Here is a 16,108-nt window from a genome sequence, read left to right as displayed (position 1 = left end):
ATGAACGGATTCCCTGCACCGCGCCGCTTACGCTTGGCCCTGCTGGATGACCATGACGTCGTCCGCCGCGGCACCGCCCTGCATCTTGGCACCGACTTCCGCTTCCAGATCGTGGCCAGCCATCCGAGCAGTGACGGATTCGCCCGCGCCCTGCAGAAACACCGGGTTGATGTTGCCATTGTTGATATCACGCTGGCGCCAGGTGACCTGAGCGGCGTGGCCCTGATCGAACATCTGCGCGAGCGCGCGCCGCGCACCCCGCTGCTGGCCTTTGCCGGGCAAGCTTCGGCGGCAGCCATCGCCCACCTGCTGGCTGCTGGCATCAGTGGGTATGTGGGCAAGTCAGAGCCGTTGACCGAGTTGGCCGAAGCTGTGGTCAGGGTGTCGCAGGGGCTGTATCGGGTTCCAGTGGCATGCAGGCAGAGGCCAGGGCAGGAGCCGCTCAGCCGGAATGAGCGCGAGGTGCTGCGGCTGCTGCTTGCCGGACTGACCGTGTCCGAGATCGCGCAACGCCGGCACCGCAGCGTCAAGACGGTAAGCACGCAGAAGGTCGCTGCGCTGCGCAAGCTGGGGCTGCGCAACGACGCGGAAATCTACTCCCTGCGCCGCCAGTTGGAGGCGCTATGAGCGGCAGGTTGGCCGTCTGCTTCTGCATTGCCATCGCAACGGTGCTTGGGCTGCTCCCCCGCACCCGCGCGGACGAGACGCAAACTGGGGCATGGGCGCAGGGGCAGCAGGTCAGGGTTGCGACTTATCCGACCCTGCATCCCCTGCCGGATGCGCCCGGAAGCCGCCCGGCGTTGCCCACCATTGCACACGGATACGCCGAGCTGGTGGCGCACCATGCCGGGCTGGCGTTCATCGAAGCGCGCTTCGGGAGCCTGCAGCAGGCACTTGCCGCAGTGTGCGCAGGCGATGCCGACTTGATCCTTGTCCAGGGGGGCGCGGACGACCACCCCACCCCGTGCCCGATGCAGACCAGCCATCGCGGCTTTCCCGGTGCAGCTACAACGCTTGCCGGGCTTCGATGGAAACGTCTGCCGCGGGATGTGGGCCAATTGCATACGGTTTCGCTGGTCGCGATCGAGGGTGATGCCTACCCCGCATGGTTGGCAGAACAGGCGACCTCGATCCAGGTGTTGCCGGTGCCCAATGTGTACGCGGCATTGGCCGCCGTCGAAGCCGGCGCGGCGGACGCCGCCATTGGCATGGATGCTTCGCTGCGACCCATTGCCCGCCGTCATTTTGGCGGCAGCCTGAAGCTGCAGAAGATTCGCTCCGGCTTCCCCGAGCAGTTGCATCTGCTGGTGCGGCACGGTAATCGACCGTTGTTGGCGCACATTGAACACGCGCTGGACAGGATCACCATGGAGGAGCATGCGACGTTGGGCCATCGCTGGGCGGTGCAGACCCTGCCCTCTTCGCTGGCCGATGCGCTTGAAAGGATCGGGGCGCGCGCCGCACCGTGGCTGCTGCCGTTTGCCGCATTGGCGCTGGCGGTGGTGCTACTGCGTCGTCATCTGCTGGCGGCGTGGCATCGCCGCTCGCGCTCACATGCGCAGGCGGTCGGCATGCTCAGTCACGAAGTGCGCAACTCTGCGCAACTGATGCTCTCTTCGCTGGATCTGCTGCGCCAGCTCAGCCTGCCGGGGGCGGCCCGCGAGCTGGTTGCTGCGGCCAATCGCGCTGGCCTGGACCTGCGCACCCGGCTCACCCGCGCGCTCGACTTCTCGCGTTTGGCTACGGGTCATTTCACCCCCACCCTCGCGCCCTGCAATGTGGTTGCGGTGTGCGAGCAGGCATTGCAGGCAATGGAGCCTGCAGCACGCGGCAAAGGGCTCAACCTGCAGCTGCAGGTCCAGCCATCGATGCCAGGCCTGTTGCTGGACCCGCACTGCTTGCGGCAATTGCTGGACAACCTGCTCGGCAATGCCGTGAAGTTCACCGAGCGGGGTGGCATAGAAGTGCGCATTGAGCTGGAGCGCGGCACGGACGCCGTTCATGTGTTGCTGGACGTGATCGACAGCGGCATAGGCATTGCGCCGGCGCAGATGAAGGTGCTGTTTCAGCCATTCCAAGCCAGCACTGAAGGCCAGGCGCGCGGTGGCAGCGGGCTTGGGCTGTCAATCTGCAGCGAGCTGGCGCGCTCCATGGGGGGCGCGCTGGTCGCGCACAGCGTGCACGGCCGCGGCAGTCGCTTCAGCCTGCGCCTGCCAACCCGCGTGGTCGACCTGCCGAACGAGGCCGACGCGCCCTGCGCGCCACCCCTCGGTGAGCCCGTCCTGGCAGGCACGGATATCCTGCTGGTGGAGGATCATGCGCTGTCGCGACGTGCGATGGCGGCACAGTTGCGCCAGCGCGGCGCCGCGGTTCGGGAGGCCTCCAGCGCGGAGCAGGCACTGCTGCACCAGCGCGCCTCGCCGCATGCGGTGGTGCTGCTGGATATCGAGCTCGGCCAAAGCAGTGGCTATGAGTTGGCGCCTCAATTGAGGAGCGCCGGGGATGCACATGCCGCGGATGTATTGATCTTCGCGTTGTCGGCACATACCGGGCCGGCGCACCAGCAGCGCTGCCGACGCGCCGGATTCGACGCGGTGCTGAGCAAGCCCCTGCGCATGGAGGCACTGCTGCAGGTACTGGGTCGCGCACCCGTGGACGCGGGCGGGGTCTCGGGCGTGGATGCCGGGTGGCAGCAGGCGCTGCAGCAGGACCTGCTGCACGAGCTCGCTGCCGTGAACCGGGCGCTCCGCGATCGCGATGCCACGGCGCTGGCCCATCATGCGCACCGCCTGCACGGCGCGCTGCAGATGCAGGGTCGGCAGGTATTGGCGGATGCGGCGGCCGAGCTTGCGGGGTTGGGGCGGCTAGCGGAGCCGGACTGGCATGCTGCGGGGCAACTCGCCGCGCAGCTACGGGCGCTGCACGACCCCGGGGACCCCGAGGCCGTGCAGGCGCCTTGAATCAGGCGGCGCGCGCGACCTGGCGGCGGGTCAGGTCGTTGAAGCGACCCAGCGACATCAGGTGCTGATGGATCAGCGCCAGCCACCCGTTGCGGTGCCACTCAACCACGGTCGCTTCCGGCAGCGCGACGAACTTTTCGACGTCCACGACGTGGAAGCCATTGAGGTTGAACTCACGACCGTCGGGCAGGCGCACATTGGCATTGCGCTCCACCAGCAGATCATTGTCCACCAGCGCCTTGGAGAAGGCCTGGGTCTGATCGTGTTCGCGGGTGAACTGGCCGCAGAAATCCAGCGCCTGCTGCACCAGGTCGGTCGCCTTGCCGTCGGCGAACAGCGGCTGGCCTTCCTCGCCGCCACGCGCAATGCGCGGGCTGTCTTCATCGATGCCCAGCAGGAAGTCGTTGCCTTCGCCGGTGTCGATGAAGATGAAGGGGTGGCGGCGCAGATACGCCGGAATGTACGCTTCTTCCGCCCATGCCCCATCGGTGATGAACAGGTTGTCGGTGGTGAGGCCCACGGCAGCCATCGGCACTGCGGTCGGGCCAGCGAACAGGATCGGGAAGTGGTGCAGCGCCAGCGAGAACTCGCCCAGCACCAGCGGGATGGAGTTGCTGCTCGCTGCGAATTCGAGCTTGCCCGGCAGGATGCGCACGTCGGCATGCTTGTCGGCCTGCAGCGGCACCGGACGGGTGTAGAACAGGGGCGCGTTGCTCGGTGCAGCTTCAGTGGTGGTGTCGCTGGTAGTGGTCATCGTAAAACCATGTCGATCATGCGCGCCTGCCATCCCGGGCGCGCCAGCGGGAACAACCTGAACCCCGCATTATCAACAAGGAGGGTGGCCACGGCCACCCCGACCACGAATTATTTCAGCTGCAGCGGGTAGCGCTGCCACAGCACATGCACCAGGAAGCCGGCCAGTTCGGTGTCGCGTGCGCTGACCGCCGCGCGGATCTTGTCCAGCAGCACCATGTCGCTGCACGAACGCACATCGGCGTGGTTGGCCTGCCCTGCCCTGCGCGCGCGGTAGCGCGCCGCCCGCTGTGCATCGCTCATGGCGTACCCGAACTTGGGCGGCCGACCGCGCTTGCGCGGCAGGGTCAACTCCAGGGTTCCGGGGTCATTGTCATCACGCATGGCGGGTGCGGTCGGCGGCAAATCAACAGGGGGTGCGCAATTTATCGTGAGGCATCACTTTAATCCAGCTTTTTCTTTGGTTTTGTTGCGATGCAGCGAGCAAGTGGACGCACCCACGCCATGCGAGGATGTTCCGCCCATACCCGGGTCGGGCATCCAACAAAAAAAGGGAGCCCGCGAACGAGCTCCCCTGCCTTGCCTGCTATGCCGCGCGCACCGGCTCGTAACCGTGCAGGTGCGCTTCGCTGCTGGCGCGCCCCTGGCTGAGCGAGCGCAGTGCGGTGGTGTAGCCCACCAGGCCGGCCAGCGGCGCAAACCCGCTGACCTCCGCGCGACCGTCCTGGTCGTCGATGCGGGCAATGCGCCCGTGGCGGCGATTCAGATCGCCCACCACGTCACCCACTGCAGCAGACGGCGCGTGCACCGTCACTTCCATCACCGGCTCCAGCACCTGGGTACCCGTGCCGGCCAGGGCCGCGCGCACCGCTTCCAGCCCGGCGCGATGGAAAGCCAGTTCCGAGGAATCCTTGGCGTGGGTCTCACCATCGACCAGGGTCACCTCGACACCGACCACCGGGTAGCCATGCGGGCCATCAGACAGCGCCGCGCGCACACCCTTCTCCACCGCCGCGATGAAGCCGCGGGGCACCACGCCACCAACGATGCGGTCGTTGAAGACGACCTCACCATCCTCGCGCGGCGCCACATCCAGCACCACGTGGGCGAACTGACCCTGCCCGCCATTCTGCTTGGACACCCGCCCCACCACACCCGACACAGGCCGCACGGGTGTTTCCTGGTAGGCCACGCGGGGCGATCCCACGCCCACGTCCACCTTCCATTCGCTGCGCAGGCGCTCGACCATCACTTCCAGGTGCAATTCGCCCATCCCCCAGACCAGGGTTTCACCACTGTCGCGATCCGTTTCCACCCGGAACGACGGGTCTTCCTGGGCCAGGCTGGCCAGGCCCTGCGCGATGCGGATCAGGTCCGTCGCCCGCGCCGGGCTCAACCGCCATGCCAGTACCGGTGCTTGCGCCTGGATGTTTTCCAGTTGCAGCGGTTGCGCCCGGCTGCTCAGCGTTTCACCGCTGACGGCATCCTTCCAGCCCAGCACCGCCACGATGTCGCCGGCCACCGCCTGTTCGATGTCGTGGGTCTGGTCGGCCTGCACCCGTACCAGGCGGCTGACGCGCCGCCCCTGCATATGCTGCGAACTGGCCACGGCATCGCCCACCTTCAAGGTGCCCGAGTACAGCCGCACGAAGCTGAGCGCACCGTGCTGCTGGTGGGTGATCTTGAACAACAGGCCCGCCAGCGGGCCGCCCGGATCCGGCGGCAGCGCGATGTCACCGTGCTCGCTTGCGGCGGTCACGGCAGGGCGATCCAGCGGCGACGGCAGGTAATCGACCACCGCATCCAGCAGCGTTTCGATGCCCTTGTCCTTGAACGCCGCACCGGCCAGCACCGGCACGCCGGCACCGGTCAGGGTGGCCCGGCGCAGCGCGGCACGCAGTTGGTCGGCGTCGATCTCACGCCCTTCCAGCCACGCATCGGCCAGCGCTTCGTCATGGTCGGCCACCGCCTCGATCAACGCCTGGCGATGCGCCTGCCATTGCGTGCGTGCGGCATCGTCCCATGCCGACACCATGGTCGTGCCATCGTCGTGCCACTGCAGCACCCGTTCCTCCACCAGGTCCACCCAGCCGTTGAACGCGCTTTCGCTGCCCAGCGGCACACCCAGCGCCCACGGCCGCGCCTGCAGCTTGTCCTGCATCTGCTCAAGCACACGCCCGAAGTCGGCGCCCACGCGGTCCATCTTGTTCACGAAAGCAATGGACGGCACACCATGCCGGCGCGCCTGGCGCCACACGGTTTCCGACTGCGGCTGCACGCCATCCACGGCCGAGAACACGGCCACGGCGCCGTCGAGCACGCGCAGTGAACGTTCCACTTCAATGGCGAAGTCGATGTGGCCGGGGGTGTCGATCAGCGTCAGCCGGTGCGGCGGCAGATCACGCGGCGCCCATTGCGCCTGCACGGCCGCTGCGCCGATGGTGATGCCACGCTCGCGCTCAATGGCCGAAAAGTCGGTGGTCGCATTGCCGTCGTGCACTTCGCCGACGCGATGGATCTCGCCGCTTTTCCACAGCAGGCGTTCGGTCAACGTGGTCTTGCCGGCGTCGATGTGGGCAATGATGCCCAGGTTGCGGCGACGGGAAAGGGTCTGGGTGTTCATGAGATAGGTTCCTGCAAAGCCAACTTCAGGGGCCGCACGCCCCGGTTGGCGACAGGGCGTGCGGCTAGCGTTCGGTCTCGGCGATCTGGTGCATGGCACGTTCTCCTTGCGGTGGGCCGGCGCGGCCGGCAGCGTTCAAAAGCGGGATGGCAGAAACGAAAAGAGCGCCCCGAAGGGCGCTCTGTGGATGGTCCAGCGACGGCCGCATCAGCGGCGTCGTGGCACTCCAGGCAGACACGCCCGTTCCGCGCTTGCGCGGGTCAGGGTGGAAAACTTCAGGAGCGGCATCCGGTTCATGGTGCGCATTCTAGACCTGTGATTCCTGCGTGCAAGTGGCAATTGCACGCATGGATGGAACGATGAGACCTGGTGGGGCCAGAGCCTTCCGCTGCGCGCAAGGATCCGACCCCGGGGCGGCCAAGGGGTCGGATCCCTTGGCGCAGCCAAGGGCTCTGACCCCAGCAACAGCCGATCACTCGCAGCCGTTGATCCGCCGCGCTTCGCCCACGTTGGCAGCGCTGTCACCGGTCACCGACACCCAGCCCTTCAGCGAATACGCGGGGTCCACTTCGCCACGGCGCGGCGTGGTGTGGAAGGTGACTTCGGTCCAGCTGCCGACGGCGCCCAGCTCACTCAGGCGTGCGTCCTGGTCTTCGTCCGTGCTGAAGATGTCGCCGGGCTTGGAGCGCTTGGCCGTGTTCACCGTGGCGGTCTTGAGCGCACGCACGCGCAGCGCGCCGTTGGGCAGGCGCTGGCTGATCACGTCGTAGCGCTCGGTGCCATACGCCCACGGGCGTTCCGCCTGGCTGCGCACCTCGCTGCCGTCGTCGGCTACGGCCACCGAGCCATCCACCAACTCGGCAATGGCCGCATAGCTGGTGTAGCCCGCCATCATCGCTTGTGCGCCGATCATCTGCCGCTGCTCCAGTGGCAGTTCGCTGGCAGCGGGCTTCATGCCCGGCAGCTTCAGATAGGCGGACTTCTTGCATAGCACCAGCACCTGCTGATCTGCCCACGCCATCATCATCTCGCCGCCCGCGTAGTAGTGCGTGGTGAACAGGTCTGGCGTGGCACCGTTGCCCTTGGCGCTGCGCGTTTCGATCGAGGCGGCCTGATCGGCCGCCTTGCTCAACGACACCGAGGTAGTGCCGGCGGCATGTGCGGCGTACACCGAAGCCACCAGCGAAGCGGCAAGCGCCGTGCGCGCGAACGGGGATTTCATGGGGTCATTCCGTTGAAGAAATACGAACCACCCATGGTACGTCGCGACGCAAGCGGAAGCTTTGCGGCTTGGGGTCAGAGCCTTTCGCTGGGCGAAAGGATCTGACCCCGTGGACTCAGGTCACCACGACCAGCGGGACACCACGCTTCGGGTGCTGCAGCACCACCACCTCCTGTTGGTACACGCGCTGCAGGTTCGCCTCGGTAAGCACCTGCGCAGGCGTGCCGTCAGCGGCCACCTTGCCCTGCTCCAGCAGCACGATGCGATCGGCGTAACCGGCGGCAAGGTTCAGATCGTGCAGCACCACGATCACGCACGCGCCGGCTTCGGCGCAGGCGCGCACGCTGCGCAGTGTGCGCTCCTGGTGGCGCAGGTCGAGCGCTGCGGTGGGTTCGTCCAACAGCAGCAGCGGCGTATCCTGCGCCAGCACGCGGGCGAAGGTGGTACGTGCCGACTCGCCACCGGATAACTGCTGCACTTCGCGCAGGCGCAGCGCCTGCAGTTCGGCCGCATCGATGGAGGCCTCCACCCGCGCATCGTCCACGGCCGGATCCGGCGGATGCGGCAGGCGCCCCATCGCTACCACTTCCTCCACGCTGAAGGCGAACCGCACACCATGTTCCTGCGGCATCACCGCGCGCTCGCGCGCCAGCGGACCGGCCTTGTACGCACGCAGCGGGCGGCCCTTCAATGCGACGTCGCCTGCATCGGCATGCAGGTCCCCGGCGGCCACCGCCAACAAGGTGGATTTGCCGGCACCATTGGGGCCCACCAGCGCCGTCACCGTGCCCGGCGCAAAGTCCAGGCTGATGCCGTGCAGGATCTCGCGCTGCTGGCGGCGCACCACCACGTCGCGCAGGTGCAGCAGGGCGCTCATGCCGCCACCTTGCGACGTTGCTGGAGCACCAGCCACAGGAAGAACGGCGCACCCAGCGCCGCCGAGAACAGGCCCAGCGGAATCTCCGCCGGCGGGTCCAGCGTACGCGCGGCGGTGTCGGCCACCACGATCAACAGCGCACCCAGCAGGCCGGACACCGGCAGCAGCCAACGGTGCCCCGGTCCGACCAGCAGCCGCGCCACATGCGGCACCACCAGGCCCACGAAGCTGATCGATCCGGCAAACGCGACCGCCGCGCCCACCAGCAATGCACTGAAGGCCACCAGGCGACGGCGCGTGCGCGCCACGTCCAGGCCCAGGTGCTGTGCCTGGCGCTCACCCAGTGCCAGCATGTCCAACGGCGTGGCCAGGCGCAGCAGCGCGAACACGCCGATGGCGAACAGCGGCAGCACCGCTGCCACGTCCGACCAGTTGGCGCGCGCCAGCGAACCCATCTGCCAGAACACCAGCGACTGCAGTTCGCTTTCGCTGGCGATGTAGGTCAGGAAGCCGATCAACGCCGAACAGAACGCGGCCATGGCAATGCCCACCAGAAGCAGCGTGGCATTGCCGGTGCCCTTGCCGGGCCGCGCCAGCGCATAGGTCAGGCCGATGGCCGCGGCGCCACCGCCGAAGGCCGCCACGGGCACCAGCCAGCCCGCGGCCCCGGCCGCGCCCAGCACGATGGCCGCCACGGCGCCCAGCGCCGCCCCCTGGCTGACACCGACGATGCCAGGATCTGCCAGCGGGTTGCCGAACAGTCCCTGCAGGCTGGCACCGGCCATGGCCAGTGCAGCACCCACCATCGCGCCCAACAGGGCGCGCGGAATGCGTAGCTGCCACACCACCGCCAGGTCGCGGCTGCTGACCGCCTGCGGATCGACCAGGCCCAACTTCACCGCCAGCGCCTGCAGCACCTCCAGCGGCGGCAGGCGCAGCGGGCCCACGGCGAACGACGCCAGCACTGCCCCCAGCAGCGCCAGCAACGCGACCAGCAACATCACCCGCCCGCGACGGCGGCGCCGATCCGCAGGGCTCATGCCGGCGGCAGCGCCGCGAAGGCCTTGGCCAGCGCCAGCGCGCCCGCACCCGAGCCCACGCTGGTGTACTTCAGCTGCACATCCGGCAGCACCCAGACCCGGTTGGCCGCACCGGCCGGCGTCTGCTTCAGCGTCGGGTAGGCCTTCCACAGGCCATCGGCACCGCCGAACTGCTGCAGGTCGTGTTCAGTCACCAGAATCACCTCCGGCGCCGCGGCAACCACACCCTCGTTGCTCAGCTGCGAATAGTTCTTCACCCCCGCCTCGGTGCCGATGTTCACGCCACCGGCCAGCGCGATCAGCTGCGCCGAAGCGCTGTCGGCGCCCGCCACGGTGGGCAGGCCGCCGGCACCGGTCGCCGACACGTGGATCACGCGGGGCGTAAGGGCCAGGGCCTTGCCGATGGCGGCGGCCTCGTCCAGCTGGCGCTGCACTTGGGTGGCCAGGGTCTGGCCAGCATCAGCCAGGCCGATCGCAGCCGCGATCTTGCGCACCTTGTCCGGCGCCGGCTGCAGGTCGTCCACCACCACGGCCGGCTCGCCCACCTCACGCAGCTTTTTCGACAACTCCGTGTGGCGGCGCAGGCTGTTGCCCAGGAACAGCGAGCCCTGCAGGCTCAACACACCTTCCACGCCGGTAGTGCGGTTGAACAGGAACTGATGCGGCGCTGCCAGGCCGGCCTGGGTGGTGGTGTTGGTGGGCGCGGCAAACACCTGCTTGCCCGCGCCCAGCGCTTCCAGCACCGCAATGACATCGTCGCCACCGGCAATGATCCGGCTGGCATCCTTCACCTCTACCCGGGCACCGTCGTCACTGGCTACCGTGGTCGGCAGCGACGCCTTCAGGTCCTGCAGGGCCGGCACATCCACGCCGGCCACACGCTGCCAGCCGTCCGGCAGTGCCGCTTCATTCGCGGTGGGCGCAGCTGCCGGCGCAGCGGCATCTGTCGCGGCGGGCGGCGCGCTGCCACCGCAGGCGGCCAACACCAGCGAAACGGCCAACGGAAGCGCACACAGGCGCAGGTGGGAAGCGAAGTTCATGCAGATTCTCCTTGCTGGCCGGGCGAAGGCACTGCCCTCGCCCGGCACGGGGGTTACGGCTGGCGCAGGCTGATGCGGGTGATGCGGTCACCCTTGGGGTCTTCGGCGCCACGCGACTTGTTCACGGCAAACACGTTGCCCTTGCCATCGGCGCGCACGTGGTTGGGCAGCGTGCCGCCATCCAGGTTGCCGACAACCTTGCCATCACGGTTGACCGCGGTAACCGTACCGGCACCGCGATTGGTGACGTAAGCCAGGCCGCTCTTGTCATCGAACGCAACGTTCAGCGCACCGGCGCCGACCGGCACATCGTGCACGACCTTGCCGCTGGCCACATCGACGATCAGCAGGTTGTCGGTGCCCTGCGAAGCCACGTACAGGCGGTTCTGCTGCGCATCGAAGGCCACGCCAGAGGCGCTGATCGAATTGCCCAGGTCGATTACCTTGTCCACCTTGCCACTGGCCACGTCGATCACCGCCGCTTCCGGGGTGCCGATGCTGACGGTGAACAGCTTGCCGGCCTTTTCATCCAGCACCAGGCTCATCGGGGTGAACTTGCCTTCGTCCACGCCCGATTCCAGGGTGATCGATTCCAGCGGCTTCAGGGTCTTGGCATCGAACACCGACAGGTGGTCTTCGCCGGTAGCCGAAGCGAACACCTTGCCGTGGGTGCCATCGACCACCACGTCACGTGCGTGCGGCACGGCATCGACCGGGAACTGATGGACCAGCGACAGGTCCTTCTGGCGGTACACGGCCACGGTGTTCTGGCGGGTGTTGGTGACCCACACGTTGCCGTTGGTGTCGTCCACGCCAACGCCGTACACCGCGTAGACGGCGCCGTTGGTACTGCCCGGCACCTGCGCCGGGGTGATCGCCTTGGTCACCTTCAGGCTCTTGGGGTCCAGCTTCAGCAGCTGCGACTGGGTGACCGGCGGGCGGCCCACGGCCGAGGTGACGAACACCGCATTGCTGGCGGCGCTGTAGGCGGACTGGTACAGGCCCGGCACCAGCTTGTTGGACTGGGTGGTGAACTGCTGCTGGCCCGACAGCGGCAGCTGCGGCGAGATGCGCAGTTTAAGCACGGTGGCGGCCGCCGGCTGGCTGGCGCGTACCACCACCGGATGGGTGCCCGGCACCGCATCGGCCGGAATGGCCAGCTGGGTCTTGAAGTTGCCATCGGCATCGACCACCACCGGCTGGCTGTTCAGCACGGTATCGCCGCGCACCAGGCTGATCTGCTGGCCGGGCACGAAGCCGCGACCGGTGACATCAGCAGTGCTGCCCGGCACCACGTTCTCGCCACGCGAGACTACCTGGCCCTTGAAGGTGGCATTGGCCGGCTGGTCGAACACCGGCTGCGCCGATGCGGTAACGGCCAGCAACAGGCCGGCGGCCAGGGAAGAAAGACGGAGGGGCGAACGGGACGACATGGAAGGCTCCTTGCACACGTAGGCCGCGCCGCGTGGCGCGGGATTCATCGGTTGCCTGGGCCGCTGCACATCGACAGCCAAGCCTGGGTAGTGGGGTCGCACGGGTTGGCCGTGCGGGGTTGTCATTCGGTAGCGTTGGCGGCGGCCGGCGCCTTGCCGTCCGCTTCGCTGCGATCGGCCACGCCGTAGAGTTCATGCAGAGCGGCATGGAACGAGGCCGGCAGCATCGGGCCATGGCCCAGCCCCGGGAACTCGCGGTACTGCACCTGCAGCGCCGGCACCTTGGCCAGGCGCGTGGACAGCTGCAGGGCTGCATCCGGGGTGGCACCGCCAATGCGGCGCAGGTGCGCGACCACCCGCGGGTTGTTCATATCGCGCTTGCCGCGGTCACCCACGCGCTCGGCACCGCCCAGCATCAACCAGACCTTGGCCGGCTGGCCGTGCACGTTCTGCACGAACTGCTGCTCCGGGTCGCCCAGCGCGGCGCCCTGCGCCCACCACAGCGACGGACTGGCGGCCAGGAAGTACTGGAAAGCCGCCGGCCGGGTGTACAGCGTGTTGAGCACGAACAGCCCGCCCAGCGAGTGACCCCACAGCGCCTGCTGCTGCGGATCGATATTTGCGCGGCGCTCGACCTCGGGCTTGATGCGGCGTTCGATCACATCCAGGAACGCGGCCGCGCCGCCACCGGTGGCCTGGGTGGTGCCGGCCTCGTCGTCGGCCCGATCGATCCAGGCGGTGTAATCGCGGGTGCGCGACGGCGAATCGATGCGCAGCTCGTTGTCATAACCGATCAGCACCAGCACCGGCGGCGCCTTGCGGGCGGCCAGCTCGTCCAGCAGCGGCTGGTCCAGCACCATCGCCACCGCATTGCCATCGAGCGCGTACAGCACCGGCGCAGGGGTCTTGCCAGTCTTGGCCGGGATCGCCACGTTCACCCGCCAGCGGCGCTGCTGGTCGGGGCTGTCGATCACGAAACGTTCGAACCGGTAGCTGGACGCGGGCTCGTCCAGTACGGTACGGCCCATCAGCTGCTGCGGGTTGCGCTGCTGCGCGTGGGCATAGGGAGCGGCCATCAGGCCCCCCATCATCAGGGCGGCCAGGCAGCCGACGGAGCGTACGGAAAACATCATGGGTGACGGACGCGGCGGGCCGGGCCGCCTCTTCATCAAGGGACCGCAGTCTACAATAAACGCGAATGATTATCACATCGATCAAACGTCACACTGTGTATCGCGCGGGCCAACCAACGCCGCCGGGCATGGCAGAAACTCAGCCGAACTCCGGCGGCACCGGGCCGTAGCGATTCTCCTGCGGCGTGCCTGGCAACAGCGCAAACACCAGGATCACCACGCCGCCACCGGGCACCAGCGCCAGCAGGTACAGCCAGCCGGACTGGTTGCAGTCGTGCAGGCGGCGCACGGTCACGGCAATCAGCGGCACGATGGTGACCAGCCACATCAGGCCGAGCAGCGCCATCAGGCCCATCACGATGGCCGCCAGCGCGCTCTCGTTGGAGTGCATGATGATGGCCAGCACGCCGGCCAGCAGGGATACGGCTGCGGTCGCCAACAGGAGGAACAACTGGAACATCCAGTACTCGCGGCGGTTGGCGCGACCCTCGAACTGGGCGTAGCGCTTCAACGGCAGAATCAGCTGTTCCATGGTATCGGTCCTTGATCAAGAAGCCGCGCAGTGTGCCAAATGCTGGCAGACGCGACAAACGCGGCGGCTTTTGTAGAGTCGAGCCATGCTCGACTGGGGTGCGAAAGCAGTCGAGCGCGCTGTTAAAGGCGGGATGGAAAGCATTGCCACGCGAGTACTCCCAATCCACCTTACTGGGCTTCCCCGAGGTCAACTGTGGCCAAGGGTGGCAGGCGGTCTGCTCATCCGGCTTCCGTAAAGGCGAGCAGGAGTTATTTCTCTGGCTTCATCCCACAGGCACCAACCTGATCCTAATCGGCGCAGATTGACGTATCTGCCACTCTTCGACATGCATCGCGCAATGAGCGCCGACTTCTTTGGGAGTCGAGCATGGCTCGGCTCTAAAGGAGCAGGTCAGCGGCCTTTTGCCGCCCTCGCCGCCTCACGCTCTGCGCGCAGGCGGTCCAGCTTTTCCTTCAACTTGATCTCCAGCCCACGCGGCACCGGGTTGTAGTACACCCGCTCGCCCATCGCATCAGGGAAGCCCGTCTGGTCCAGCGCAATGCCGCCTTCGGCGTCGTGGTCGTACTGATACTCGGCGCCGTAACCCAGCTGCTTCATCAGCTTGGTCGGTGCATTGCGCAGGTGCAGCGGCACTTCTTCGGTGCCGCTCTCGCGCACATCGGCCTTGGCCTGGTTGAAGGCCGCATAGCCGGCGTTCGACTTGGCGGTACTGGCCAGGTACAGCACCAGCTGCGCAAACGCGAGCTCGCCTTCCGGACTGCCCAGCCGCTCGTAGATGTCCCAGGCTTCCAGCGCCATGCTCTGCGCGCGCGGGTCGGCCAGGCCGATATCTTCGATGGCCATGCGGGTCAGGCGCCGCGCCAGGTAGGACGGATCGCAGCCGCCATCGAGCATGCGGGTCAGCCAGTACAGCGCGGCATCGGGGTTGGAGCTGCGCACGGATTTGTGCAGCGCCGAGATCTGGTCGTAGAACTGCTCGCCGCCCTTGTCGAAGCGGCGGGTGCGGTCAGCCAGCACCTGGGTCAGGGTCTGCGGGGTGATGCGACCGCCCTCCCCGCCCGCCAGCTCGGCGGCGATTTCCAGCAGGGTCAGCGCACGCCGCACGTCACCGTCGGCGGCGGTAGCGATTTCCAGCAGCAGCTCGGGGGCGACCTCGATGCGCTCCTCGCCCAGGCCGCGCTCGCGGTCCCCGAGTGCTCGTTCCAGCGCCTCGACAATATCCGTGGGCGACACCGCTTCCAGCACGTGCACGCGGCAGCGCGACAGCAGCGCGGAATTCAGTTCGAACGAAGGATTTTCGGTGGTGGCGCCGACAAACAGGATGGTGCCGCGCTCGATATGCGGCAGGAACGCATCCTGCTGCGCCTTGTTGAAGCGATGCACTTCGTCCACGAACAGCACGGTGCGTCGGCCTTCGGCGAACCGCTGCGCCGCCTCGGCCAGCACCTGGCGCACTTCCGGCAGGCCGGACAGCACGGCGGAGATGGCACGGAATTCGGCGTCGGAGTATTCGGCGAGCAGCAGCGCCAACGTGGTCTTGCCGCAGCCCGGCGGGCCCCACAGGATCATCGAATGCACGCGTCCGGATTCGACCGCACGGCGCAGCGCGCTTTCCGGCGTCAGCAGGCGCTTCTGCCCGACCATTTCGTCGAGGGTGCGCGGGCGCATGCGCTCGGCCAGCGGGCGCAGGTGATCCCGATCAACGCTCAGCAGATCGGGGCCGGGGAAGGAGGTGGAACGATGTCTTGGCACCGGGGCATTGTACCGCGAGAGCGTGCCAACCAAGGTTGGCACCTACCAGAGCGGTTGCCGCCTCAATTGCCGATGACGTCGGTGCCCTTCGGCGGGGTGAAGCTGAAGGTGCCGGCGGCGAAACCGGGGTTGCGCTTCCAGCCGCTGAAGGTGATCACGGTGCGCTGGCCGACGGCATCGGTGATTTCCATCTTGGCCAGGCCCTGGGCGTTGAAGCCCAGTGCGGCGTACTGGAAGCTGGCTTCGGTATCGCGCTTGGGCGACAGCGACAGCCACTGCAGGCCGTCACGCTTGGCCGCTTCTTCGCTCAGGTCGTACTGCTGTTCCAGCAGCGCCGGGTTGATCAGTGCAGTCAGCGGGCTGTTCTGCTCTTCCTTGCCCTGCTCGCGCACGGTAGCCTGCTCCAGGTCCGGCTCGTACATCCAGACCTTCTTGCCGTCGGCCACGATCAGCTGTTCGTGCGGGCGCACGTATTCCCAGCGGAACAGGCGCGGTGCCGACAGCGCAACGCGGCCACTGGTCGATTCCTTCACGTTGCCGCGGCTGTCGAACACCTGCTGGCTGAACTGCCCATCCAGGCCCTTCAGGCCACTGGTGAAGGTCTTCAGGTCATCGCGGGCACCGGCCCAGGCGCTGCCGGCAGCGGCACACGCTACGGCCAGGGTGGTGGTGGCGAGGAAACGACGGAAGCGGATGTTCATGCAGGAATCCTGTGGGCGCACGCGCCAGGAAAGTTGGGA

At 67.5% G+C, this 16,108-nt stretch carries 14 protein-coding genes; 2 read left to right on the top strand and 12 right to left on the bottom strand.

The features are described from left to right. Both RTY46_RS15200 and RTY46_RS15195 read left to right on the top strand, forming a co-directional pair. Window positions 1-627: a response regulator transcription factor gene (locus tag RTY46_RS15200; RefSeq protein WP_312709395.1), complete on the top strand. Its 627-nt coding sequence runs from the start codon at window positions 1-3 to the stop codon at window positions 625-627. Then, complete coding sequence (locus RTY46_RS15195) at window positions 624-2,960, top strand: ATP-binding protein (protein ID WP_312709394.1); 2,337 nt, start codon at window positions 624-626, stop codon at window positions 2,958-2,960. The genes RTY46_RS15200 and RTY46_RS15195 overlap by 4 nt, the downstream gene beginning before the upstream one ends. 1 nt (window position 2,961) lies before the next feature. On the opposite strand, the gene RTY46_RS15190 is transcribed toward RTY46_RS15195, so the two are convergent. From RTY46_RS15190 to lolA, 12 genes are all read right to left on the bottom strand, one after another. Continuing rightward, window positions 2,962-3,714: a SapC family protein gene (locus RTY46_RS15190; protein WP_312709393.1), complete on the bottom strand. Its 753-nt coding sequence runs from the start codon at window positions 3,712-3,714 to the stop codon at window positions 2,962-2,964. Window positions 3,715-3,824: 110 nt separating this feature from the next. Beyond that, complete coding sequence (locus RTY46_RS15185) at window positions 3,825-4,097, bottom strand: hypothetical protein (RefSeq protein WP_079221882.1); 273 nt, start codon at window positions 4,095-4,097, stop codon at window positions 3,825-3,827. 202 nt (window positions 4,098-4,299) lie between these two features. Next, window positions 4,300-6,336: an elongation factor G gene (gene fusA / locus RTY46_RS15180; protein ID WP_312709392.1), complete on the bottom strand. Its 2,037-nt coding sequence runs from the start codon at window positions 6,334-6,336 to the stop codon at window positions 4,300-4,302. A 472-nt stretch (window positions 6,337-6,808) separates the two neighbouring features. After that, window positions 6,809-7,558 carry a hypothetical protein gene (locus RTY46_RS15175; protein ID WP_312709391.1) on the bottom strand — a complete coding sequence of 250 codons (750 nt, stop codon included), beginning with the start codon at window positions 7,556-7,558 and terminating at the stop codon, window positions 6,809-6,811. Window positions 7,559-7,673: 115 nt separating this feature from the next. Next, window positions 7,674-8,435 carry a heme ABC transporter ATP-binding protein gene (locus RTY46_RS15170; RefSeq protein ID WP_312709390.1) on the bottom strand — a complete coding sequence of 254 codons (762 nt, stop codon included), beginning with the start codon at window positions 8,433-8,435 and terminating at the stop codon, window positions 7,674-7,676. Beyond that, window positions 8,432-9,475 (bottom strand): iron ABC transporter permease, encoded by a 1,044-nt coding sequence (locus tag RTY46_RS15165; RefSeq protein WP_312709388.1) that lies wholly within the window; start codon window positions 9,473-9,475, stop codon window positions 8,432-8,434. The genes RTY46_RS15170 and RTY46_RS15165 overlap by 4 nt, the downstream gene beginning before the upstream one ends. Beyond that, window positions 9,472-10,515: an ABC transporter substrate-binding protein gene (locus tag RTY46_RS15160; protein WP_312709387.1), complete on the bottom strand. Its 1,044-nt coding sequence runs from the start codon at window positions 10,513-10,515 to the stop codon at window positions 9,472-9,474. The genes RTY46_RS15165 and RTY46_RS15160 overlap by 4 nt, the downstream gene beginning before the upstream one ends. A 53-nt stretch (window positions 10,516-10,568) precedes the next feature. Further along, complete coding sequence (locus RTY46_RS15155) at window positions 10,569-11,948, bottom strand: YncE family protein (RefSeq protein ID WP_312709386.1); 1,380 nt, start codon at window positions 11,946-11,948, stop codon at window positions 10,569-10,571. A gap of 122 nt (window positions 11,949-12,070) precedes the next feature. Further along, window positions 12,071-13,081, bottom strand: a complete 1,011-nt coding sequence (locus tag RTY46_RS15150; RefSeq protein ID WP_312709385.1) for an alpha/beta hydrolase-fold protein — start codon at window positions 13,079-13,081, stop codon at window positions 12,071-12,073. Window positions 13,082-13,220: 139 nt separating this feature from the next. Then, a complete protein-coding gene (locus RTY46_RS15145; RefSeq protein WP_312709383.1) occupies window positions 13,221-13,613 on the bottom strand; it encodes a DUF805 domain-containing protein in 393 nt (130 codons plus the stop codon). Window positions 13,614-14,006: 393 nt separating this feature from the next. Further along, on the bottom strand, window positions 14,007-15,284 hold the full coding sequence (locus RTY46_RS15140) for a replication-associated recombination protein A (RefSeq protein ID WP_312709467.1): 1,278 nt from the start codon (window positions 15,282-15,284) through the stop codon (window positions 14,007-14,009). A 146-nt stretch (window positions 15,285-15,430) separates the two neighbouring features. Beyond that, window positions 15,431-16,069 (bottom strand): outer membrane lipoprotein chaperone LolA, encoded by a 639-nt coding sequence (gene lolA / locus RTY46_RS15135; RefSeq protein WP_312709382.1) that lies wholly within the window; start codon window positions 16,067-16,069, stop codon window positions 15,431-15,433. Window positions 16,070-16,108: the final 39 nt, after the last annotated feature.

Source organism: Stenotrophomonas sp., assembly GCF_032056425.1.
Taxonomy (GTDB): Bacteria; Pseudomonadota; Gammaproteobacteria; order Xanthomonadales; family Xanthomonadaceae; genus Stenotrophomonas.
This window is presented reverse-complemented; position numbering and strand designations above follow the sequence as displayed.